We start from the raw sequence: 21,103 nt of genomic DNA on the forward strand, positions 1-21,103 counted from the left end.
CTCTGCTGAGGTTAACCGTGACGGATCGGCTCCCGCAAGAGGTGAGATGACGAGCCCACCGACGCCAGGGCGGCGTGAAGAGCGCGATCTGCCCCGCCTGGCGATGCTGCGCCAGGTGACGGACCGCACTGTCATGGACCACGTGTTCACCGGCGGACGGGTCACCCGCGTCGAGCTTTCCCGGCGCACCGGCATCTCGAAGCCGACGATCTCTGAGTCCGTACGCCGTCTGGAGGCAGCGGATCTCCTGGAGGAGACCGGCGTGCAGAGCGGCCGGCCGGGGCGGGTCGCGACCTATTACGAACTGTCGCCTACCGCAGGATGGGTTCTCGGCCTGCAGGTCAGCCAGGAAGGCGTCCTGGCCCGGTGCGCGGACCTTGCGGGAGGCACGATCGCCGACCGCAGTTACCCCCCGGTGCCGGGCGGGGACGTCCGCGGCCTCGTCCGCCGCCTCCGCAAGGCCACCAAGGACGCTCTTGCCACACCCGGGCCGCTCCGCGCGATCGCCATGTCCGTCGCCAATCCGGTCGACCCGGCGAATCACGAGATCATCGCTCTCTCGGGGTCGCCGTTTCCGGAGGGTCTGCTCGACCCGCGTCAGGTGTTCGACAAGCTGACGGACGCGCCCCTCCTTGTCGACAACGACGTCAACCTGGCGGTCCTGGCCGAGCGTCGGGACGGCGACGCCGGTGCGGCCGAGAGTGTTGCGTACGTCTATCTCGGGGCCGGTCTCGGCATGAGCCTGTACGTCCGCGACAACCTGGTCCGCGGCGCGAATGGCCTTGCCGGTGAGATCGGCTACCTGCCCGACATCAGCCCGTCCGGGCAGACCCTCGTCGGCGTGTTCGACCGGCTCGGCTTCACGCAACGTCCGGCAACGACGCTCGACGTCGACCGGATCCTCTCCGCGCTCGACGCCGGCACCAAGGATGCGGGTCGGGTACACGACGCGGTTGCCCGCGTCGTCGCGGTCATCTGTGCGGTGGTCAATCCGGAGCTCGTCCTCCTCGGCGGACCGATCGGCAGCCATCCCGGCCTGATCGGGCCCGTCCGCGCAGCCGTCGCCGGTTACACGCCGACGCCGGTACGGGTCGAGCGTGCCGCGATGGCGGGACAGGCCCCGCTTGCCGGTGCCGTCCACCGCGCGCTCGACCACGCCCGGGAACTGCTGTTCCAGAACGCCTGAGCGCACGCGGGCAACGCCATTTTGTGGGTCGGGTGGCGGACCGCGTGGAGAGCGCGAGGCAGCAGTACGCCTTCTCGACGCTGTGACGGCTCGGTAGGTACGGGTGTGACGAGGGCCCGTACGGGGAAGATGTTCCTTATATATAAGGGCTTCGAGAGATGCGACAGTGATCACGTACTGTTAGAATCGTCCGTATGTTCGACCACGGGGGTGTGGACTTCTCGGTGCTGGCTTCGGCTGCACCGGGCGCTGAGCTTGGTGCGGTGTTGGCGGGGATCGACACCGCCGCGGTGAATGGTCACGCCCGGGTGATTGTCTTGCAGGCGTGGGAACGGCAGGCGTCGTGGGTGGCGGCGCGGTTCTATGAGTCGATGGCGCATGTGGCGCGGTCACCTGCGTGCACACCTGATTCGCCGCCGGAGTTGAACCGGTGTTTCGGCGAGTTCGCTTCGGCTGAGGTGGGTGCGGCTCTTGGGTTGTCGCCGCGGTGCGCGGATCGTGAGTTGTCGTTCGCGTTCGAGTTGACCGAACGACTGCCCGCCACCCGCGCTGCGCTTACCACTGGTCGGATCAGCCTGGCCAAGACGCGGGCGATCTCCGAGGAAACCTGCTGCCTGGCACCTGAGCTTGCCGCACAGGCGGAGGATTTCATTCTGGCCGCCGATGCCGCCGCGGGGATCGGGTTGACGCGGGCGCAGCTGGTGCGCCGGTTACGGCGCAAGGTGCTCGAACTCGACCCCGACGGTGCCGAGGAGCGGCGTAGGGAGGCGCAGCAGGGCAGGCGGATCCGGTTCGGTGCGGGTGTGGATGGGACGGGCAGTATCTACGGCCTGGACCTACCGCTTGCCGGTACGGCGGCGGCACAGGTGTTCATCAAGACCACGGCCAAGCGGATCAAGACCGCCGGTGATGTGCGGACCTTGGCGCAGATCGAAGCCGACGTGTTGCTGGACCTGCTCCGCGGCCGCCAACCCACCCCACCACACGCCGACGCCGCTGCCGATGTCGGGGAGTCTCCTGCTCACAGCCGCGCTGACGCCGAGAACAGCTGGGACGACCCGGGTGACGGCGGCCAGTACGTCGAGACCGGTGACGAAGCCCTGGTGGCGAAGGTGGAGCTGGTCGCGGATCTGGAAACCTGGCTTGGTCTTGGTGACAAGGCGGGTGAGCTTGCCGGGTTGGGTGCGGTCTCACCCCAGGTGATCGGTGAGATCAAGAACGCCGCCGCGGGTGGGTTCGAGTACTGCCGCACGGTCACCATCGACGGGAAGGTCGTCTTCCACCAGGCCAGCAGTCGGCGATATAGACCGACCGCTACCCAGCGCAGACTTGTTCAGGCGAGGCATCGGGTCTGCACTCATCCGGGGTGTTCCAGACCTGCCGTTTCCTGCGACCTCGATCACGTGGTCGAGCACCGGTTAGGTGGACCATCGTGCGCCTGCAACCTCGCCCCACTATGCCGACGACACCACAGGGCCAAACACGAAGCCGGCTGGTTCTGGACCCAGAACAGTCCCGGCGAGCTCACCGCACAAAGCCCGCTTGGCCACACCTACACCATCCAACCCGAACCACCACCTGGCGAATGACCGACACCGTTTGATCAGCACGATCATCCGATCAGGAACGCTGCGGACACGATCCCCAGCCCGATCAGGAAGAACACCGCGCCGCCGCCGATGGCAAGTCCCCGACCCAGCCGGGCGTCCGAGTCGCCGACGATGCGGGGCCCTTCGTTCCTCCCCGACGACCGTCCCAGTTGTCGTCACACACGTCCGGTCGAAGCGACGCTCAAACCCATGCGGACGCCCACCTACGGCAGAGAAGGACCAGACTCAAACCGCACCAGGCTTTCCGCCCCGGTTGCAACGCACGTGTCTCGCCACGTTGCAGCGGGCTCTGGCGACGAAGCAGCTCACCTCTGCCAGCCTGGTCGATGCGTACCTCGAGCGGATCAAAACCATCGACGCGACCCGTCCCAAACTCGCTGCCGTACGCGCGATCAAGCCGCACGCTCACAAGGGGGCGGAGCGGACTGACACCGAGCGACGCGATGTCGAGCCCGGCGTCAGGCCCGGCTCAGCACTGAAACCCACGAACGCGGAACTGTTCCCAGGCGGGCCTGCGAGCAACGCGACCGGCTCAGGTAAGCCGGGGGTACTGCGAAGTGTGCCACCCGAGCATGGCCTCGATGCGGATCATGCCGGACTGCTCCAGCAGCGTCACGGGGTTGTCGCCGGTGAAGCGGTACAGGCCGGTCGTGTGGTCGCGGAACCGTGCGTACGACTGGTCGGCGTACCACTCCATTGCCTTGCGGTACGAGGGGTGCGGCTCGACCGCCGACAGCTGCAGCAGGTTGGCGAAGAAGATCGCGTGGAACCTCGCCGGCTGGTCGAAGTAGCGCTCGTTCTCGGCGAGGAAGGCGAGCGCCTTGGCCGCGGTGTCGCGCGCGTGGTCGAGATACTTCTGCTCGCCCGTCGCGCGATGGAGAAGGACGCCGGCGCCGATCATCGTGCCCTGGTTGTACGACCACTGCGTCTTCTCGATGTTCCCGGCGAGGTCGACGTGGTCCCAGTAGAGGCCGTTCGGCGCGAGCATGTACGTCCGCACCCATTCGTACATCCGGATCGACCAGTCGAGGTAGTGGTCGTCCTTCGTCGCGAGGTAGAGGTGCAGTCCGACCTCGGCACCCGGCGCGTTCGAGACGGTGTTGCGGTCGTTGCTCCAGGGAGCCTGTGTCCAGAAGACGCCACCCGGGCAGGGATGGCTCGGGTCCGTGTCCCAGCCGAACACCACGAGGTCGAAGATCTCGGCGGCCCGGCGCAGCGCGGCGGCGTCTCCGCCAGAAGTCATGTAGTGGCGCTGGATGAACCCCAGGGCGTTCCACTCGTTGTCGTCGTAGAACTTGTCGCCGCCATGCCCGGCCGGCGGTCGCAGGTAGGAGTCGTACCCAGGCGGGTCGGTCTCGGCGTTCCAGTAGGCCTCGAGAGCCGTGTAGCGGTCAGCTACGTCGTCGGTGTAGCGCTTGCCGATCTCCGGCAGTCCGGCCATGTCCTGGGTCGCGATCATCGCCTGCGAGAACGGCCAGACGTACGACCACGGGTTGCCGCCCGTGTGGGGGTACTCCTCGAGGTAGAACGACGTCTGCGGGTCGTAGAAGTAGCGCTGCAGCGCGGCGTAGCTTTCCCTGGCGCGTCGCGCGTACTTCGTCAACGCCTGCGACGGCACCTGCGCCGCGTGTGCGGTCGATGCGGTCGTTGCGAGTCCCCACCCTGCGGTGGCCGCGAGACCGCCGACCAGCACGGCACGGCGTGACGGCGCTGAAAAGTGATGCTTCACGAGGTCCTCCCGGTGATTCGGCGGTCCCCGTGAGCCGCTCGGTCGACACGTCGGCGCCTGTCCTGCGTGATGGCGTTCCGAGCTCAGGCACCCGGAACGCCATCACTCACAGGGCAACCGAGACCCAAGGTGCTCTCGATATATCAACATGTCAATGAGATGACATGTCCGTTTCCGGGCGGCTTCGTGGTCGCGGTGTGGTCGCGCGATGGCGCGGGCGAGGCAGCCAGGACTGCTGTGACGCTAGGAAGGGTTGGCCACGTGAGACGTTCACTAGTGCGGTGGTCGCAGGATAGTATGCGCATGGTCGCAAGATGGTATAGATCTGCCCAGTCACCCCTCCGGAGGACGCGTGCCCGATCCATTCCTCTACGAGCGGGTCTACGACTACGTCCTCCACCAGATCCGCACCGAGACTCTCAAACCTGGGGAGCGGGTCCCGTCCGAGAAGGAGCTGGCGGAGCAGTTCGGCGTCAGCCGCATCACCTCCAAGCGGGCGCTTCGCATGCTCGCCGAAGCCGGTGTGGTCGACCGCAGGCGCGGCATGGGGTCGTTCGTGACCGATGACGTCGGCCGCGTCGACGCCGTACGCCACGCTGGTGCTCGACCACGTGAGCGGCCACCGAGCACCGGCTGCCTCGCCCTGGTGCTTCCCGACGCCTCTGAGGCGTACGGTCTGGAACTCCTGTGTGCGATCGAGGAGCGGTGCGCAGAACTCGGCTACCACCTGATCGTCCGGCGGACCCGGGACAGCCAGCAGGTCGAGGAGCAGGCGATCGATGCCCTCGTCGGTGGCGTCGCGGACGGACTGATCGTCTTCCCTGTCCACGGGGAGTTCTACAACGCAAGCCTGGTGCGGCTCGTGCTCGACCGCTCTCCGCTCGTCCTGGTCGACCGGTACCTTCGTGGGATCCCGGCATGCTCGGTCTTCACCGACAACGCAGCCGCGGCTCGTGCCCTCACCTCCCGCGTGCTCGACCAGGGACACGAGCAGGTCGCCTTCCTGTCGCCACCGGTCGAGAACACCTCCAGCATCGAGGAACGGATGCAGGGATACCGTGACGTCCTGCGCGAGCGCGGATACCCACCAGACGCCGAACGCTGTTTCACCGAATTCCACAGCACACTGCCGGGGTCGCGGTCAGCGGACATGGCGAGCGCCGACCGCGAGGCTCTGCGCGCTTTCCTGAAACGCGAACCAGGCATCACCGGCTTCGTGGCCTGCGAGTACAACATCGCCGTCCTGCTGCGACAGGTTCTCGAGCACGCGGGTGAAGGGGATCCCGACCGTCGGATGATCGCCTGCTTCGACTCGCTGGAATCGCCGACTGATTCCGGCACCTTCGTCTACATCAAGCAGGACCAGCAGGAGATGGGCCGCCGCGCCGTCGACCTTCTCCACGCCCAGCTGGGCGGCGACGACGTGCCGCTCAGGTCGGTCGTACCGTTCACCCTTGTCGATCCGACCACGTGAAGGCTGGAAAGAACCCCGCGACAGTAGGCGTTCGTCGGCCTGTCAGGACGTACGGATGGCGTAGATGAGGTGTAGGACGCGATCCCCTTCGATGGTCCGCGGGTTCTCCAGCAATTGTTGGGGCGGCGCCGCGGGTACGCCGTGCCATCCGTTCGTGATGTCGAACAGGTGCCGACCGATCACCGCCGCGCGAACATTGCCCGAGGTCGAACGAATGTACTCGGCGCTGGCGGCGCTCACATGGAAAAGCCGGTCCGGATCTCCCATGGTTGTCGCCACGTCGCCGTTTCCGTACCACTCGAACAGCGGGCCCACATTGTCGTTCTCATCCGCGATGAACCCGTCGACGGAGACTGTCGCCCCCACGATCACCTTGCCCATGATCGGGACCTCCTCAGTCATCCTCATTCGTTTGCCGGACCGCCGATTCCGCGGGTGACGCAGGTGCAGACCACGATCGTGGCGCGGATTCATCGGTGTTCGCGGCAGTTCGCCGGTTCGGTGGCCGCCGACGTTGACCGCCGTCCCTACGCCGAGGCATGATCCCCTGACCGAGATTCATCCAGAGGATCCGAGGGACCTGGCCCAGTGACGGTCCGGCAACCTGCCCTACGGCAAGGTGCCAATGCCAGGAACGATGAGGAGGCGCTCATGAGCGCATGGCTCGATGTGCCCGTACTCCATGGATCGTTCGTACGGCTGGAGCCACTGGCGATGGCCCACGCGTCGGATCTGGCGCGGGCCGCGGAGGAAGATCGCCGCACCTACGGCTTCACCGTGGTTCCCCGCGGTGCCGAGGTGAAGGAGTACCTGGCGACCCAGTTCGCTCGCAGGAGCGAGGGACTGACGCCCTTCGCGCAGGTCCGGCAGCGGGACGGTATGGCCGTGGGGTGCACAGCCCTCTGGAACCCGCGAACGTGGCCGGGCCGGCAGGACCTGCGCGCCATCGAAATCGGCTGGACCTGGCTTGCGGCGTCGGCGCAGGGCACGGGGATCAATGCCGAAGCAAAGTTGCTGCTCTTCACGTATGCGTTCGAGACGCTGGGGGTGGCCCGTGTCGACCTCAAGACGGACGCCCGCAACGAACGTTCGCGGCGGGCGATCGAGGGGCTCGGGGCGCGCTTCGAGGGGGTGTTGCGCAGTTGGTCGGCCTCGTGGGCGCCTGGAGAGGCGGGGGCGTTGCGCGACTCGGCCATGTTCTCTGTCGTGGCGACCGAATGGCCGTCCGTCAAGTCGGCACTCGGCGCGCGGGTCGGGGGCGTGAGCATTCAATAGAGCCTGAGGAGAGCCTTGACGTCTATGCGGAGTACGGCGTCACCTCTCCGCGAGGGACTTCCCGGGTACACGCTGGATCTCCCTGTCTCGACTTGACGCATGCCGATATGGGCATATGATGGCGGCCATGGCACGAGCCGCGACGACCTCGGACGTCTTCAACGCGATCGCCGAGCCGCGGCGCCGGGAGATCCTGGTGCTGCTGCGGGCGGGTGAGCGGCCGGTGACCGAGTTGGCCCGGGAGCTGGGGATGACCCAGCCGCGCGCATCCAAACACCTGCGGGTGCTCCGGGAGGTCGGGCTGGTGCGGGACCGCAAGGCAGGCAAGCAGCGCCTGTACGGCCTTGACGCCCGCGGGCTGCGGCCGGTCCACGAGTGGACCGGTGGGTTCGAGCGCTTCTGGAGCGAGAGCTTCGACCGGCTGGACGCATACGTGCAGGACCTGAAGCAGGCTCTAGAGCAGGCAGGGCAGGAGGAGTAGCTGATGAGCGCGACGGGACGAGGAGGGCCGGCGCAGTTCGCGACGGCTGACCGGGAGATCGTGATCTCCCGGGTCATCGACGCCCCGCGGGAGCTGGTGTTCGAGGCGTTCACCGAGGTGCGGCACCTGTCCCGGTGGTGGGGGCCGGAGGGGTTCACCACGACCACGCGGTCGTTCGAGTTCCGCGTCGGCGGGGAGTGGAACTTCGTGATGCACGGGCCGGACGGGACGGACTACACCGAGTGGATCTCCTGGAACGAGATCGCCCCGCCGGAGCGGATCGCGCTGCTGCACGGTGAGTCCCGCGGCGACCCGAACGCCTTCGAGTCGGTCCTGACGTTCGAGCCCGACGGTGCGGCGACCCGGATCGAGATGCGCACGGTGTTCCCCACCAAGGAACTGCGCGACGAGGTGGTCGAGAAGTACCACGCGATCGAGGGCGGCCAGCAGACCCTGAGCAAGCTGGCGGCCTATGTCACCGAGGTCGCTCGGTTGGGAGCGGAGGACTGATGGCCGGGAAGGTGTTCTTCAGCGTGTCGATGTCGCTGGACGGTTTCATCGCGCCCGAGTCCCTCGGGGACCTGATGGGGCAGCAGTGGGTGGAACTGCAGCGGTGGGTCTTCCCGCTGCGGTTCTTCCGGGAGAACCTGAAGCTCGGCGAGGGTGGCGAGGAAGGGCGCGACAACGAGATCGTGCGGGAGACGCATCTGCGCACCGGCGCGAGCGTCATGGGCAAGCGCATGTTCGACGCCGGCGAGCAGATGTGGCCGGAGGAGGCGCCGTTCCACACCCCGGTGTTCGTCGTGACGCACGAGAAGCGTGACCCCTGGGAGCGGCCGGGCGGGACCACCTTCCACTTCGTCAACGACGGCATCGAGGCCGCGCTCGACCAGGCCCGCGAGGCCGCCGGCGACCGCGACGTCCGCATCGCGGGCGGCGGCGCGACGATCCTGGAGTACGTGAACGCCGGCCTGGTCGACGAGTTCTCGATCGCGCTGTCGCCCGTGCTGTTCGGCTCCGGAATCCGCCTGTTCGAGGGTGTGGACGCGGGCCGCGTGGCCCTGGAGCCGGTCCGCGCGGAGCACTCTCCGAGGGTGACGCACCTGACCTACGCCGTCCGGGAGCGGTAGGCGCACGGCGGACGGCGTACGCGAACGAACACCCACGCGGGCCCCTGTCCTGACAGCTGCCTCGTGGCCCGACCGATACTTGGTGTCAACCCGGCGTCGGCGCCGGGCCGGCGTCGACGCCAGGCGCGGGCGGGCGAGCGAGAGACGGCGGCAGGAGGAACGATGGGAAGTACGCCGAACGGGGCATTCCCGCGCCGCAACCCGGCTTCCCGGACCGTGTTCTCGTCGATCCTTGCGCACGGACCGTCTTCCCGTGGTGACGTCGCGCGGCGTACCGGCCTGTCGGCGGCCTCGGTGACGAAGTCCGTCCGGCCCCTTCTCGCGGCCGGGTTCCTGCTGGAGGGGGACGCCGCCGGAGGCAGCGTCGGGCGCCCAGTCCGTGAGCTCCGGGTCCGGCCGGAAGCCGCGTGGTTCGCCGGAGTCAAGGTGACCGGGAACGAGGTCGTCGGCACGCTCACCAACCTGTCGGGTGTGGCGCTCGCGAGTGGCCGGCTGCCGCTCAGATCCCCTCGCGTGCGGACGGTCGTGTCGAGGATCTCCGCCGCCGTACGGAAGCTGCGCGACCGGGCCGGTGGCGAGCTGGCGGCGGCCTGCGTCGCGGTCTCAGGCGAGGTCGAACGCGACACCGGGCTCGTGCGGTTCTCGCCTTTCCTCGACTGGCGCGACGTACCGCTCGCCGAACTCGTCGAAGCCTCGCTCGGGATCAGCACGGTCGTCGAGAACGACGTACGGGCGCTCACGTTGGCGGAGAGTACGACGGGAGCGGGCGTCGGTGCCTCGGTGCTGGTCGTCGTCACCATCGGGACCGGGATCGGATGCGGGATCGTCGTGGACGGGCGGGTCCTGTCCGGCGCTCACGGAGTCGTGGGCGAGCTCGGCCACATCCCGCTCGGTGACCCAGCCACCCCGTGCTACTGCGGTGGTCACGGATGCGTCGAGGCGGTGGCAGCCGATCCGGCGATCGTCCGGAGGGTCAGCCAGGCGACGGGTGTTCCCCTGTCCACGATCGCCGAGGCCGCCGAACTCGCGAGGTCCGGCGGACCTGCCGCGAAGGTGTTCGCCGACGCGGGTGCCACCCTCGGTCGGGCGCTGGCGACGGTCGCCAACCTGGTCGGCCCGGACCGCATCATCGTCAGCGGCGAAGGGCTTGCGGTGTACGACCTGTTCGCCGAGCACGTTCGGACCGCGTTCGTGGATCAGGCCTACGGCTCCGCGGTTGAGTGCACGATGGTCCTGCAGCCACATTCGTTCGAGGACTGGGCGCTCGGTGCCGCCGCGGTGGCCCGCGATGCGTTCCTGCGGGGCCGGGCCCGAGACGCCGTGGGCGCGTCTCGGCTCAGTCGATGAGCTTGTCGAGGAGTTCGAAGGTCTCGTACGGCTGGTCGTGGTCGCCGAAGTGCCCGTCGTCGCGGACGATCTGGGTGCCGCCGAGTCGTTCGAACATCGCGCGCCCCTGCCGGTCGTCGCAACCGTAGGGGTCGTGACGGGAGTTGATGAAGTACAGGTCGCGGACGTGGGACCTGATCGCGGCCCAGTCGTAGGTGGCCTGCAGCACGGGCTCGTCGCTGGCGTTGGGCGGTGTGGAGTACCCGGCGACGAGAACAGCCTGGGCCACTGTGGCATCGATGTGCTCGAGGATCGCGAGGAGGAGCGCGGCGCCGCCGGAGTGGCCGATGAGCACGGTGTGCTCGTCGAAGGTGTGGTTGGCCAGCACCTTCGGCAGGAACGTGGCGATGGGCTCTACATTGAGGCCGGGATAGTGCGGGCTCTCGACGGCGTACCCGCGGTCGGTCAGCCGCCCGCGTAGCCACGGGAGCCAGCAGACGTCAGGGTCGGCGCCCGTTCCGTGGAAGATGATCGCCTTGCGGCTCACAGGATCGTCCTTTCGTGACGGTCAGGTCCGCCGCACCCCCATAGCCGGCGTACACGGGCGGGTGCTGCCCATTTTTACACCAGCGGCATGATCGGATGTCGTCACGACAGCACTGGAGAGGATTGTTGTGGAGAAGCACCCAGCGCAGTTGTTCGTGGACCCGCACCATGTCGTGGGCAGGGTGGATCCGCGGCTGTTCGGGTCGTTCGTCGAGCACATGGGCCGCTGCGTGTACGACGGGATCTACGAGCCGTCCCACCCGAGCGCAGACAGCCACGGCTTGCGCGGCGACGTACTGGACCTCGTGCGGGAGCTGGACGTTCCGATCGTCCGCTATCCGGGAGGGAACTTCGTGTCGGGCTACCGCTGGGAGGACGGCGTGGGCCCGGCGGACGACCGGCCGTCGCGGCTTGACCTGGCATGGCGGTCGACCGAGACCAACGCGTTCGGCCTGCACGAGTTCGCCGAGTGGTGCCAGGCGGCGGGCACGGAGATGATGCTCGCCGTCAACCTCGGTACCCGGGGGGTCGACGCGGCCCGGACGCTGGTGGAGTACGCCAACCACCCCCGGGGGACGCAGTGGTCGGACCTTCGCGTCGCACACGGCGCGCCGGAACCGTTCCGCGTGCGTACCTGGTGTCTCGGCAACGAGATGGACGGTCCCTGGCAGATCGGGCACAAGACGGCGGAGGAGTACGCCCGACTCGCCGAGGAGACCGCCAAGGCGATGAAGTGGGTCGACGGGTCCATCGAACTGGTCGCGTGCGGGAGTTCCGCGCCGTCGGTGGCGACGTTCCCCGACTGGGACCGGGTCGTCCTGGAACATACTTACGACCATGTGGAGTACATCTCGGTGCACCGCTACCTCTCCCGCGCCCGCGGGCTGGACGACTACCTCGCGTCGGGCATCCACACCGACGAGCAGATCGAGGCGGTCATCGCGACCTGCGACCACGTACGCGCGAAGAAGCGGAGCCGCAAGCGGATCCACCTCGCCTTCGACGAGTGGAACGTGACGCCCACCCGCCACGAAGGTCCCGGCAAGGAGGAGCCGGAGGACTGGCCGTTCGCACCACCGATTGCCGAGGGCACCTACGACGCGGTCGACGCGGTGGCGTTCGGTGGCATGATGCTGAGCCTGCTGCGCCACGCGGACCGGGTCCGGATCGGCTGCCTCGCGCAGCTGGTCAACGTGTTGGGGCCGATCAAGACGCGGACGGGCGGGCCGGCCTGGCGGGAGACGATCTTCTACCCCTACCTCCACGGCTCGCGGTGGGGACGCGGGACCGTCCTGGATGCCGTGGCACAGTCGCCGACGACGCCGGTCGAGAGCCTGGGTGACGTGCCCATGCTCGACGCCGTGGCGGTGCGGGCCGACGACGGAAGCGTGACGGTGTTCGCCATCAACCGCTCCACCGATGCGGAGCTGGACCTGACGCTCGACCTGAGGGCATTCGGGGACGTCTCGGTGATCGACAGCCTGACGATGTACGACGCCGAAGGCGGGGCACGGAACACGCCGGACGAACCCGACCGGGTCCTACCGCGCCCACTGACGACGGCGGTCGACGGCTCCACGGTGACGGCCAGCCTCGCGCCGGTGTCGTGGAACGTCCTGCGCTGCGGCGTGACCCGGGCGGCAGCTGGGGTGTGACGACTGCCGAGGGCCGAGGTGACTCCTCATCGGCGTACGTCCTTCACGTATCTGTGACAGGGCACGGGAATCGGCCCGTGAGCACCCGGCGCGGAGTGGACGAACGGCCCGGTGTCGGTCCAGCCGCGGCGCTCGTAGAAGCGCCGCGCCCTGGCGTTGCCCGGCACGACGGCCAGCCATGCGGTCGTGTGGCCGGCTCCGCCGACCTGACGTTCGGCGTCGTCGAGGAGGAGATCGGCTATGCCGGCGCCTCGATGGGCGGCCGCGACGTATACCTGTTCCACTTCGTCGGCGTGCACCATGACGAATCCTGCGATCTCGCCGCTGGCCAGCGCGACGGTGGTGTCGTCGACGCGTTGGGCGGCACGGGTATGGAACGACTCGGCGGTCCGCGCGGTGACGAGGTCGTCCGGCACGTTACCGAGGTGGCCGTCGTTCCAACCGGTGCGCCAGATCTCCGCGATCGTCGGTGCGTCGCCAGGGCGCGCGCGGCGCAACTCGATCTGCCGGTCGGTCACGGCGTGCATCGTACGACTCAGGCGTCAGGATGCGGCACCGTGCGGTAGAGGTGGATGGAGGCGGCCGCGAGCCAGCCCCAGATCGCGAGGACGGCGATCCACAGGGTGAGAACGCCGAGTTCCAGGCTGGGCATGACCGCCCCGCTGAAGAACCCGACGACCACCACGATGCCGCTGATCCTCGACCACCACGCCCACGTGGTCTCCCGCCGTCGTGCACACCACCTGGCCACCACGAACGTGGCCGCTGCGAGGAGCAGGAAGCCGACCGCGCCGAACGCGAAGTGAAGGATGCCGCCCGGTGACACCTCGCTCGTGGAGGCTCCTTCTGGGAACCCGTCCATCGGGTCCGGCGCGAAGATCGCGCTCGCGACGAGGCACACGCCGAACGCTCCGAGGAGAATGCCCGCCCAGGAGGTCCCGCCCGATCGTCGCATCGCACGGGTGAATCCCAGGGCCGCCGCCATCGTCATGAGTCCGGTCAGGGCGAGGTTGAGCGTCTGGATCCATCCGTACGCCCCGAGCATGAGCAGGCTGAGCGGATGCCGGGTGATGTCGAATCCGTCGCGGGTGAGCGCGAGCACGACCCCGAGCGTGAGGTAGAAGGGACCCGCGACCACGCCCCAACCGAGGAGGGAACGGGTGACGGCGGCTGTGCGGTCGAAACGCTCGTTCAGCTGTGACGTGCTGGTCATGGGCTTGGACCCCTCTGCTCGGACCGGAGCCAGTAGCGGATGTAGTGCACTCAGTAGGGCAATACTGCACTCGTGGGTGTAGTTATACACTGATCAGTACCCGAGTGGAAGCGGAAGTGACGAGATGAGAACAGGGGGCTCCGGGTGGCCACAGGGAGACAGCCCGCGCCAACCGACGATGCGGCACTCGACCCGCGGATCGCACGCTCGCGCGCGGCGATCGTCGCCGCGGCATCCGAGCACTTCCTGACGAACGGATATCTCGGGGCGAACGTGGACGACATCGCCGCGGAGGCTCGGGTCTCCAAGCGAACGGTCTACAACATCTTCGGTGGGAAGGAGCAGCTGTTCCGGGAGATCCTCGCCGAGGCCTTCGCGGTCGCCGAGCGATTCTCGACCGAGGTTGTCTCCACGCTGGCTGACGCCGACAACGCCGACGAGGCTGCGGCCGAGCTGAGGGCCACCGCCGTCAACCTGGTCCGCCCTGTCCTGAGTGGGCGGGTCGTGAGATTGCGGCGGCTGCTCATCGGAGAGGCGGAGCGGTTTCCCGAGCTGGCGAGGGACTACTACGAACGCGCACCTGACCGGGTGATGGACGCGCTTGCCGAAGCGATGGCCCAGCTCGGTAGGCGCGGGTTACTGTCTGTCGACGAACCGCGCCTGGTTTCTGAGCACTTTGCCTTTCTGGTCCTTGGTGCCCCGCTCGACCGGGCACTTTTCACAGCGAGCGACCAGGAGCCACTGACCGACGAGGTCGAACGCCGTGCACTCCAAGGTGTCGATGTGTTCCTGCGGGCGTACGGCCCGGTCCGGAACTCCACCGGACCGGCCAGCTGAGACAAGCTGCCCGAGCCTTCAGGGCGCCACCAGCGCGCGGCCCCGAGCGGTGAGGTAGCCGCCTCGCTGCCGTCAGCTGTCGAGCAGCGATGCAGACTGCCGATCGAGCAGCAGTACGGCGTGTTCCTGGTGTCGAAGAATGGTCGCGGGGCATGCGGGCGAGACCTCGTCGTACACCGTCGCTCGTACGGCGGGCGCCTTGCGGAGCTCAGGCACCACCACCTGGAGGGCGCGCGCCGACAGCAGGGCGGGCACGGTCACGGTGATGGCGCGGGGCGCGGTCTCCTCGACGGAGCCGAAGTGCCCTTCGCCGACCTGCTGGACGCGCGACTCGTGGTCGAGCTCGATGATCCGGACCCAGGTGTCGTCGGCGAAGTCGACCTGGTGGGGCTCGTTGAACGCGATATGGCCGTTCTCGCCGATTCCCATGCACACCAGGTCAAGCGGCTCCGCGCGCAGGAGTTCTTCGTACCGCCTGCACTCCGCCTGCGGATCCGGTGCGTCTCCCTCGATGTAGTGGACCTGCGCCGGCCTCAGCGGATCGGTGATCCTTTCGCGGATCCAGCGGCGGAAGCTCGCGGGGTGTTCGGCGGACAGGTCGAGGTACTCGTCCAGGTGGAACACCGTCACCGCATCCCACGGCACGCCAGCCTGGTCCTGCAGGGCGGCGACGAAGCCGAGCTGGGAGTTGCCGGTCGCGAGCACGACCCGCGCGCTCCCTCGAGCGGCGACGGCGTCCCGCACCACCGTGGCGGTGAACTGGGCGGCGGCACGACCCAGGCTGGCCGAGTCGTCGAAGATCTGGATCCGCAGCTTGTCGACCCGACGTTCCTCAGTTGCTCCGATCACGCTGCCTCCCAGAAGACGATGTTGGCCTCGCTCGAAGCTCGCTGGCTCCGGCCTGGAGCGGAGGCGGCGGCCCCGTGCGCGGGGTGAGACTGATGCTAACGCTGCAGCGACCGCGCACGATGGTGCGGCCGTACGAAGGTGCGTGCCCTCAGGCGTAAAATTTCTGGTAGGACCTCAACCCTGGCGTCCATACCCGCAGGGCCCCCACGCTTCTGACATCGCGGTCGGCGAGGGACGGGCAGGCCGCACGGAAGTGGCGCCCGGGCCGGTCGGTCGATCATGAACGCCGATCGCGGAGGGAGGGCCGTACCATGAGGTTTCTCCGCGGAGTTTCCGCCATACCGGTCTTTCTGCTTGCCACTGTCCTGCTTGTCGTCGCTCTCGTCCTCTGCGTGACGATTCTCCTGCTCCCGTTGGGAGTTCCGCTCGCGCTCCTCGCGATACGCGTCTACGCGGTCGGAGTGAGGTTGCTGCTGCCGCGCCACAAACTGCCGCGCCACAAAGAGGTGAAGCGCGGTGTCCGCACGAAGTGGCGTCGGGGGTCCAAGCACCCGGCGAAGCGGATGAAGAAGGTATCCAGGAACGCCAGAAAACGCGTACGCAAAGTGCGGAAGGCCGTTCACATCTGAGCTGCTGGGCCGCTGCCGCCGCCTATCCCTCGTCGTAGGCACACGCCTGGGTGAGGTTGTCGAGGTGGTCCGGCGGTGAAACCTGCTTGTCACCACTTGTGTGCAGCGCCTGCCGAACTGTCGACCGCATGTGGGCGAAGTCTGGATTCGAAGGCTTGATGACATCGCGGAGGAAGGCGACATTGGTCACGTTCGCCTGCTTCACCTTCAGACCGAGGTCGACGAACGCCGGAAGCGTCGACGCCGGTATGTCACTCTGCACGATGTCTTTCGACGTCTTCGCGACAGCTTCGTAGCGGGTGAGGAGCGTCACTGGGTTGGCCTGGTCGATGATCGCCTTGATCACGCACCGCTGGCGAAGCATCCTGTCCCAGTCACTCGCGCCGTAGCGTCCGCGGGCGAACCAGAGTGCCTTCCATCCATCCATGCGCTGGTTTGGCCCCTCCTCGATGTAGCTGTGCGGCTTCAGGCCGGCGTCGGCCTCACCACCGATCGCGACGCGTTCGTTGACGTTGAGGGTGAGCCCTCCGAGTGCGTCGATGAGCCGCTCGAAACCCTTCAGGTTGACCAGGACGTAGTAGTCGACCGGGATCGCGAGCGCACCCGACACGGCCTGTTTCACCGCGACAGCGCCGGGGTCGGCGGCCTTGACGAGACCGGGATGCGCCTCTGGGACGCTCTCGTAGACTTCCGTGAGCAGCTGCTCCTCCACGTCGCCGGGGGCCTGGAACCCGTTCGGGTACGCCTGTGCGAGGGCACTTCCGGTGGGGAACGGCACCTTCTGCAGGTTGCGGGGAACGCTGAACAGCACGGTGTCACCGGTGTGGGTGTCGATGCTCGCAAGGATGATCGTGTCCGTGCGGGTCCCCGTCCGGTCCGGCCCTGCGTCACCGCCCAGCAGCAGGACGTTGATGCGATCGCGCCCACCCCACGGGTCTTGTACGACGCCAGCGGGGCTCGCCGAGGCTGGCTGGGTCGGCGCTGCCTGGGTCGGCGCTGGCTGGGTCGGGATTGCCTGGGTTGGGGCTGGCTGGCTCGGCAGTGCCTTCGTCGGTGCGGGACTCGTCGATGCCGGGCCTTGCGCTGCGGGACTCGTCGGTGCGGGGCCCGTCGGTGCGGGGCCCGTCGGTGCGGGGCCCGTCGGAGCAGGCCGCGACGCATGCGTGGCCGTACTGGTCGGTGCGAGACCGCTCGCTGCTTCCTGTACGGAGAAAACCTGTTCGATCACGCTCTTCTGAATCAGCGCGTAGCGTCCTGCGACGACGAAAGGTGCCAGGACCGCAAGTGCCAGCGTGCCGGCAACCAGGTTCCCGATGATCGTGGACGAGCGACGCCGGGTTCTGGCCGTGGGGCTCAGCGAGCGATAGGTCACGATCACCAGCAGGCACCATGCCGCGCCCAGCGTGGGCACAACGAGCCCGATGAGCAGCAGCGCTCGTGGTTCGACCGACCAGTGCAGCAACGTCCGCTGTCCGCTGAGGGCAAGAGTGCCTGCGGCCAGGGACAGAACGCCGAAGATACCGACGACTGTCAACCCGAGCTTGCGTCGTCCGGCGACGATCAACCCGGTGCCGGGAATGATCGTGCCGAGGACTGTCACCGCGACGGCGAGTGGCACGGACATCGGACGGCGCCGGGGTGTGGAGCTGGTTTGGTTCCCAGACATCCTTTGGTTGCCAGACATACCTGGAGTCTTCCTACGGGCGGTGTTCTCCTGAACCTCCTGTCTTGAACCCCTTGCCAGGTTCGGCAGATACCAGAATTGCGTCATCACCCACCTCGGGTGCGCGGGCCGCAGGTCGCCGGTGTGACGCGGCAGGGGCTCAGCGGGCCTCGGCGACAGGCAGTTCGGCACTGATCGCCCGCAAGGCGGCGATCACCGCGGCGATGCGTGGTGAGAGGTGCTCTCCGTCCCGGACGATCACGACGTTGTGTCGAACGGTGTCGACCCCCTCGATCGGAATTCGGGCAAGGCGGGCGTCGGCGCCGGCAGGTGTGAGCTCCGGGGCGATCGTGACGCCCCATCCGATGCCCACCAGGCCGATCGCGGCGCCGATGTCGTCCACGGTGGCGGTCACCCGTGGCTCGAAGCCGGCCGCCGTGCACAAGCTCGTCGTGAGCCGGCCGAGCGCGCCGTCGAGGCACACGATCCACGACTCGTCCCGCAGCTGCGCCATCGCACACTTTCGTGCGTGTGCAAGCGGATGGTCGAACGGAACGCAGAGCCGCAGCGGGTCATGTCCGAGCACCCACTCGCGCAGGCCGGAGGTGGTGCGATGGTGTGCGGAGCCGTACCGCGACACGATCACCATGTCCAGCTGGTCGCGGACCACCGCCTCCGGCCCGGCGTCGTCGGTGGTGGCGGCCAGCCTGATCTCCATGTCGGGGAACCGGCGACGGACCTCGGTCAGGGCACGACTCATGATGCGCGGGCCCTCGCGGAATGGAACGCCGACCCGGAGCAACCCGGTGACGCTCGCGGCGTCGTGGGACAACGTCGCCTCGGCGGCCCGCAGCTCGGTGAGGATGCGTTCGGCATGCTCGACGAGGGCGCGCCCTGCGGAGGTCAGGGTGATCCGATTGCCCGCCCGCTGAACCAGCGGTGTGCCGGCCTCCTTCTCCAGGGCGGCCAGCTGCTGGGAGACGGCCGAGCGCGTGTAGCGCAGGGCGCGGCCCGCGGCCGCGATGGAACCCTCCGACGCGACTGCCCGCAGCATGATCAACTTGCGAACGTCGAGCATGTGTCCAGCTTCGCTAACGGTCAGAGTCGTCAAACGTAACGTCAGCTTACTTGCCTCGGCCGCCGGGCGTGACCTGTACTTGTCCGCGACGTGTGAGGAGTCGGTATGTGTGCAGCGCGGCTCACCGAGTGGTGTCGTATACCGACCTCCGGTGCACGGGCTGTCGAACCCTTCGAGCTTGACGGGATGTCGCTGTTGGCCGTGCCGCAGCTCGCCTACGACCTGCCGGGACGACCAGCCGACATGAACGGCGGCGACAGCGACACCGACCTGTTGCTCCTGCGCAAGACCGTCGGAGGCTACGAGCCGTTCCAGACCCTTCCGGTCCCCGGCGGCGAGGACGCGGAGTTCTTCCGCATCGGCGACCGTGCGTTCCTCGCCACGGCGAGCATCCGCCGCGGCCGGGGCCCCTATGAGTACGCCACGGAGTCGACCATCTACACCTGGTCCGGCTCGCGCTTCGAGCCGTTTCAGACCGTCGCGGGCTTCGCGGCCAAGCAGTGGCGCCACTTCACCGTCGCGGGACAGCATTTCCTCGCGCTGGCCCAGGGTGTCGCGCTGCCGGACACCGCGCCAGTGAACCGGCCGTCACTGATCTTCCGCTGGGATGGCGAGGCGTTCCGGTTGTCGCAGGAGATCTCCTCGCAGTGGGCGTACAACTGGCATGCGTTCAGCGTGGGTGGTCAGGACTTCCTGGCCCACGCCGACCACGTGGAGCCGTCCCGCCTTTATCGCTGGGACGGCGGTCGTTTCGTCGTCCACCAGGAGGTTGCCGAACGACACGGCCGCGCCTTCGCCACCTTTCACGCCGACGGTCACGACTACCTGCTCGTCGCCTGCCTGCTCAGCCGGTCGCGCCTGCTGCGCTGGGACGGTGACCGGTTCGTCGATCACCAGGTCCTGGACGGGTTGGGCGGCCGCGAGCTCGCCGTACTGCCGGGAAAGCACGGGCCGTACGTCGTTCGGGTCAACTTCATCCTCGGCACCCGGGAGGCGCCGGACACGGCGCTGAGCTCGACGCTCTACCAGTGGCACGACGGAAAGCTCGCCGTCGTGGGGGAGTTTCCGACCTTCGGTGGCACCGACGTCGCGGTGTGCGCCGACGGGCAAGGGCCGCTGGTCGCGGTCTCGAACGCTCTGAGCGCCGACGTCCGGTTCGCGACGCACACCGTGGTCTACCGCTTCACCGAACAAGCGCCGCGCCACCGCGACAGAGGGAGGAGCGCAAGGTGACCGCCGCCTGCGAGAGTCCCGAGCTGCTTCGGCTGTTCACCGCCTACACGGCCCATCCCGAGGGCATCGGCAGGCAGCTGGCGCGAGCCATCGCCACCCGCAGCACCAACGACCCGCTGATCGTCGCGACCGGCGCCGACCTCGCGATCTACCCCGGCGGTGGAAAGCCGCCGCGGGTCGAGAGCTTCCGCCTGTCATCCCGCGGGTTCAAGGAGCTGACCGGTGTAGCCCACCTCGGCCCAGCAATCGCGAGCCTGGTCCACCTGCGCACCGTACTCGGTGACAGCTCCTGGCGATCCGGCGCCGAGCGGCTCCTGGCCGAGGTCACCTCGACCCGGTTGGCGAACAGCGTCGAGCTGTGGCGGGACGGCATCGCCGTCGAGGCGTTCCAGGGACGGGAACAACAGATCGCCGATCTGGTCGACTACTCCTGCGCGATCACCGCGCGCTACCTTGGCGCGGCGCTGGCCGACGAGGACTACCTCACGCCGGAGACGCTGCGGTCGGACTTCCTCGCAGGGGGAGGCGAGGTCGAGCTCCCCGTACCCATGAACCACATGATGGTCGCGACGTTCTTCCTCGCGGGCCTGGACGTGAGCTTCCGCATCACCCGTTGGCTGCGTTCGTACGACATCGACTGGGAGCGGGCGATGGTCGTCATCGCCGGCCAGCAGGGTCGCCCGACGGCCGGTGTCACCTGGACCACGAACAGCGTCGCCACGATGATCCTGGGCGCATCGAGCCGACGCCTGCCGTTGGAGCGGATGTACCTGGCTCCGCCTGCGGAGACCTTCGCCACACCGACCGGTGGCGACCTGTCCGAGGTGGCCGCGTTCGAGCAGCGGTTCCGCGACCTCTGGTGTGCCACCAGGGCAACCGTCGAGCTCGGAGCCGTGATGTTCGACGGCTACCCGCGGTACGCCCCGGCGGGCGTGCGATTCCCGGATGTCAGCGACCCGGCGGTCACCGAGGTCAGCGAGATGCCGTTCATCGGCTCGGCGGACGACATGCACGCCATGGTCACCAGGCTCCGGGTGCTGCTGGAGGACCCGCGGCAGCTGCTGTCCGGTGCCGTTGTCGACTTCGCCGTCGAGTCGCTCGCGGCGGCCAACTACGACCCGACCCGGGTGGTTGTTCCCGGGCTGACCGGGGTGCTGTACCCGACCGACCTGTGAGGGACCCGACGGAT

The 21,103-nt window shown here is 68.1% G+C and carries 21 protein-coding genes and 1 riboswitch; of the genes, 13 read left to right on the top strand and 8 right to left on the bottom strand.

Going from position 1 to position 21,103, the window contains the following annotated elements; translation table 11 throughout:
- Positions 1-46 precede the first annotated feature (46 nt).
- Both ABN034_RS26175 and ABN034_RS26180 read left to right on the top strand, forming a co-directional pair.
- On the top strand, positions 47-1,186 hold the full coding sequence (locus tag ABN034_RS26175; protein ID WP_349693627.1) for an ROK family transcriptional regulator: 1,140 nt from the start codon (positions 47-49) through the stop codon (positions 1,184-1,186).
- A gap of 194 nt (positions 1,187-1,380) precedes the next feature.
- Positions 1,381-2,775 carry an HNH endonuclease signature motif containing protein gene (locus ABN034_RS26180; RefSeq protein WP_349693628.1) on the top strand — a complete coding sequence of 465 codons (1,395 nt, stop codon included), beginning with the start codon at positions 1,381-1,383 and terminating at the stop codon, positions 2,773-2,775.
- Between the two features lie 553 nt (positions 2,776-3,328).
- On the opposite strand, the gene ABN034_RS26185 is transcribed toward ABN034_RS26180, so the two are convergent.
- Complete coding sequence (locus ABN034_RS26185) at positions 3,329-4,525, bottom strand: glycoside hydrolase family 76 protein (RefSeq protein ID WP_349693629.1); 1,197 nt, start codon at positions 4,523-4,525, stop codon at positions 3,329-3,331.
- Positions 4,526-4,877: 352 nt separating this feature from the next.
- Between ABN034_RS26185 and ABN034_RS26190 the strand changes: the two genes are divergently transcribed.
- Positions 4,878-5,999: a GntR family transcriptional regulator gene (locus ABN034_RS26190; protein ID WP_349693630.1), complete on the top strand. Its 1,122-nt coding sequence runs from the start codon at positions 4,878-4,880 to the stop codon at positions 5,997-5,999.
- A gap of 42 nt (positions 6,000-6,041) precedes the next feature.
- On the opposite strand, the gene ABN034_RS26195 is transcribed toward ABN034_RS26190, so the two are convergent.
- Entirely contained in the window at positions 6,042-6,401 is a 360-nt protein-coding gene (locus ABN034_RS26195; RefSeq protein WP_349693631.1) for a hypothetical protein, read from the bottom strand.
- Between the two features lie 153 nt (positions 6,402-6,554).
- A riboswitch (SAM riboswitch) is annotated at positions 6,555-6,643 on the top strand.
- A gap of 7 nt (positions 6,644-6,650) precedes the next feature.
- On the opposite strand from ABN034_RS26195, the gene ABN034_RS26200 reads away from it, so the two are divergent.
- The 5 genes from ABN034_RS26200 (at position 6,651) to ABN034_RS26220 (ending at position 10,232) form a co-directional block, all read left to right on the top strand.
- Positions 6,651-7,274: a GNAT family N-acetyltransferase gene (locus ABN034_RS26200; RefSeq protein ID WP_349693632.1), complete on the top strand. Its 624-nt coding sequence runs from the start codon at positions 6,651-6,653 to the stop codon at positions 7,272-7,274.
- Positions 7,275-7,401: 127 nt separating this feature from the next.
- Positions 7,402-7,755, top strand: a complete 354-nt coding sequence (locus ABN034_RS26205; protein WP_349693633.1) for an ArsR/SmtB family transcription factor — start codon at positions 7,402-7,404, stop codon at positions 7,753-7,755.
- A 3-nt stretch (positions 7,756-7,758) separates the two neighbouring features.
- Positions 7,759-8,265 carry an SRPBCC family protein gene (locus tag ABN034_RS26210; protein WP_349693634.1) on the top strand — a complete coding sequence of 169 codons (507 nt, stop codon included), beginning with the start codon at positions 7,759-7,761 and terminating at the stop codon, positions 8,263-8,265.
- Positions 8,265-8,885, top strand: coding sequence for a dihydrofolate reductase family protein (locus ABN034_RS26215; protein WP_349693635.1), 621 nt, complete (start codon positions 8,265-8,267; stop codon positions 8,883-8,885). The genes ABN034_RS26210 and ABN034_RS26215 overlap by 1 nt, the downstream gene beginning before the upstream one ends.
- A 162-nt stretch (positions 8,886-9,047) precedes the next feature.
- A complete protein-coding gene (locus tag ABN034_RS26220; protein ID WP_349693636.1) occupies positions 9,048-10,232 on the top strand; it encodes an ROK family protein in 1,185 nt (394 codons plus the stop codon).
- On the opposite strand, the gene ABN034_RS26225 is transcribed toward ABN034_RS26220, so the two are convergent.
- The gene (locus tag ABN034_RS26225; protein WP_349693637.1) at positions 10,222-10,758 is read right to left on the bottom strand and encodes an RBBP9/YdeN family alpha/beta hydrolase; all 537 of its coding nucleotides are present in this window, start codon (positions 10,756-10,758) and stop codon (positions 10,222-10,224) included. The genes ABN034_RS26220 and ABN034_RS26225 overlap by 11 nt on opposite strands.
- A 127-nt stretch (positions 10,759-10,885) precedes the next feature.
- Here ABN034_RS26225 and arfA point away from each other — a divergent pair, with 127 nt between their 5' ends.
- Positions 10,886-12,412 carry an arabinosylfuranosidase ArfA gene (arfA, locus tag ABN034_RS26230; protein ID WP_349693638.1) on the top strand — a complete coding sequence of 509 codons (1,527 nt, stop codon included), beginning with the start codon at positions 10,886-10,888 and terminating at the stop codon, positions 12,410-12,412.
- A gap of 26 nt (positions 12,413-12,438) precedes the next feature.
- Here the strand turns inward: arfA and ABN034_RS26235 are convergent, their stop codons facing one another.
- Entirely contained in the window at positions 12,439-12,930 is a 492-nt protein-coding gene (locus tag ABN034_RS26235) for a GNAT family N-acetyltransferase (RefSeq protein ID WP_349693639.1), read from the bottom strand.
- A 17-nt stretch (positions 12,931-12,947) separates the two neighbouring features.
- Positions 12,948-13,625, bottom strand: coding sequence for a DUF998 domain-containing protein (locus tag ABN034_RS26240; protein ID WP_349693640.1), 678 nt, complete (start codon positions 13,623-13,625; stop codon positions 12,948-12,950).
- Between the two features lie 144 nt (positions 13,626-13,769).
- Between ABN034_RS26240 and ABN034_RS26245 the strand changes: the two genes are divergently transcribed.
- Entirely contained in the window at positions 13,770-14,462 is a 693-nt protein-coding gene (locus ABN034_RS26245; protein ID WP_349693641.1) for a TetR/AcrR family transcriptional regulator, read from the top strand.
- 72 nt (positions 14,463-14,534) lie between these two features.
- Here ABN034_RS26245 and ABN034_RS26250 read toward each other — a convergent pair whose 3' ends face one another.
- Positions 14,535-15,311: a glucosamine-6-phosphate deaminase gene (locus ABN034_RS26250; protein ID WP_349693642.1), complete on the bottom strand. Its 777-nt coding sequence runs from the start codon at positions 15,309-15,311 to the stop codon at positions 14,535-14,537.
- Positions 15,312-15,622: 311 nt separating this feature from the next.
- On the opposite strand from ABN034_RS26250, the gene ABN034_RS26255 reads away from it, so the two are divergent.
- A complete protein-coding gene (locus ABN034_RS26255; RefSeq protein ID WP_349693643.1) occupies positions 15,623-15,940 on the top strand; it encodes a hypothetical protein in 318 nt (105 codons plus the stop codon).
- A 22-nt stretch (positions 15,941-15,962) separates the two neighbouring features.
- On the opposite strand, the gene ABN034_RS26260 is transcribed toward ABN034_RS26255, so the two are convergent.
- Entirely contained in the window at positions 15,963-17,564 is a 1,602-nt protein-coding gene (locus tag ABN034_RS26260; protein ID WP_349693644.1) for an LCP family glycopolymer transferase, read from the bottom strand.
- Between the two features lie 199 nt (positions 17,565-17,763).
- On the bottom strand, positions 17,764-18,681 hold the full coding sequence (locus ABN034_RS26265) for a LysR family transcriptional regulator (RefSeq protein ID WP_349693645.1): 918 nt from the start codon (positions 18,679-18,681) through the stop codon (positions 17,764-17,766).
- Between the two features lie 105 nt (positions 18,682-18,786).
- Here ABN034_RS26265 and ABN034_RS26270 point away from each other — a divergent pair, with 105 nt between their 5' ends.
- Both ABN034_RS26270 and ABN034_RS26275 read left to right on the top strand, forming a co-directional pair.
- Entirely contained in the window at positions 18,787-19,914 is a 1,128-nt protein-coding gene (locus ABN034_RS26270) for a hypothetical protein (RefSeq protein WP_349693646.1), read from the top strand.
- A complete protein-coding gene (locus ABN034_RS26275) occupies positions 19,911-21,089 on the top strand; it encodes a DUF5624 domain-containing protein (RefSeq protein WP_349693647.1) in 1,179 nt (392 codons plus the stop codon). Before ABN034_RS26270 ends, ABN034_RS26275 begins: the two co-directional genes overlap by 4 nt.
- The last annotated feature ends 14 nt before the right edge of the window (positions 21,090-21,103 follow it).

Source organism: Actinopolymorpha sp. B11F2 (assembly GCF_040195635.1).
Classification (GTDB): Bacteria; Actinomycetota; Actinomycetes; order Propionibacteriales; family Actinopolymorphaceae; genus Thermasporomyces.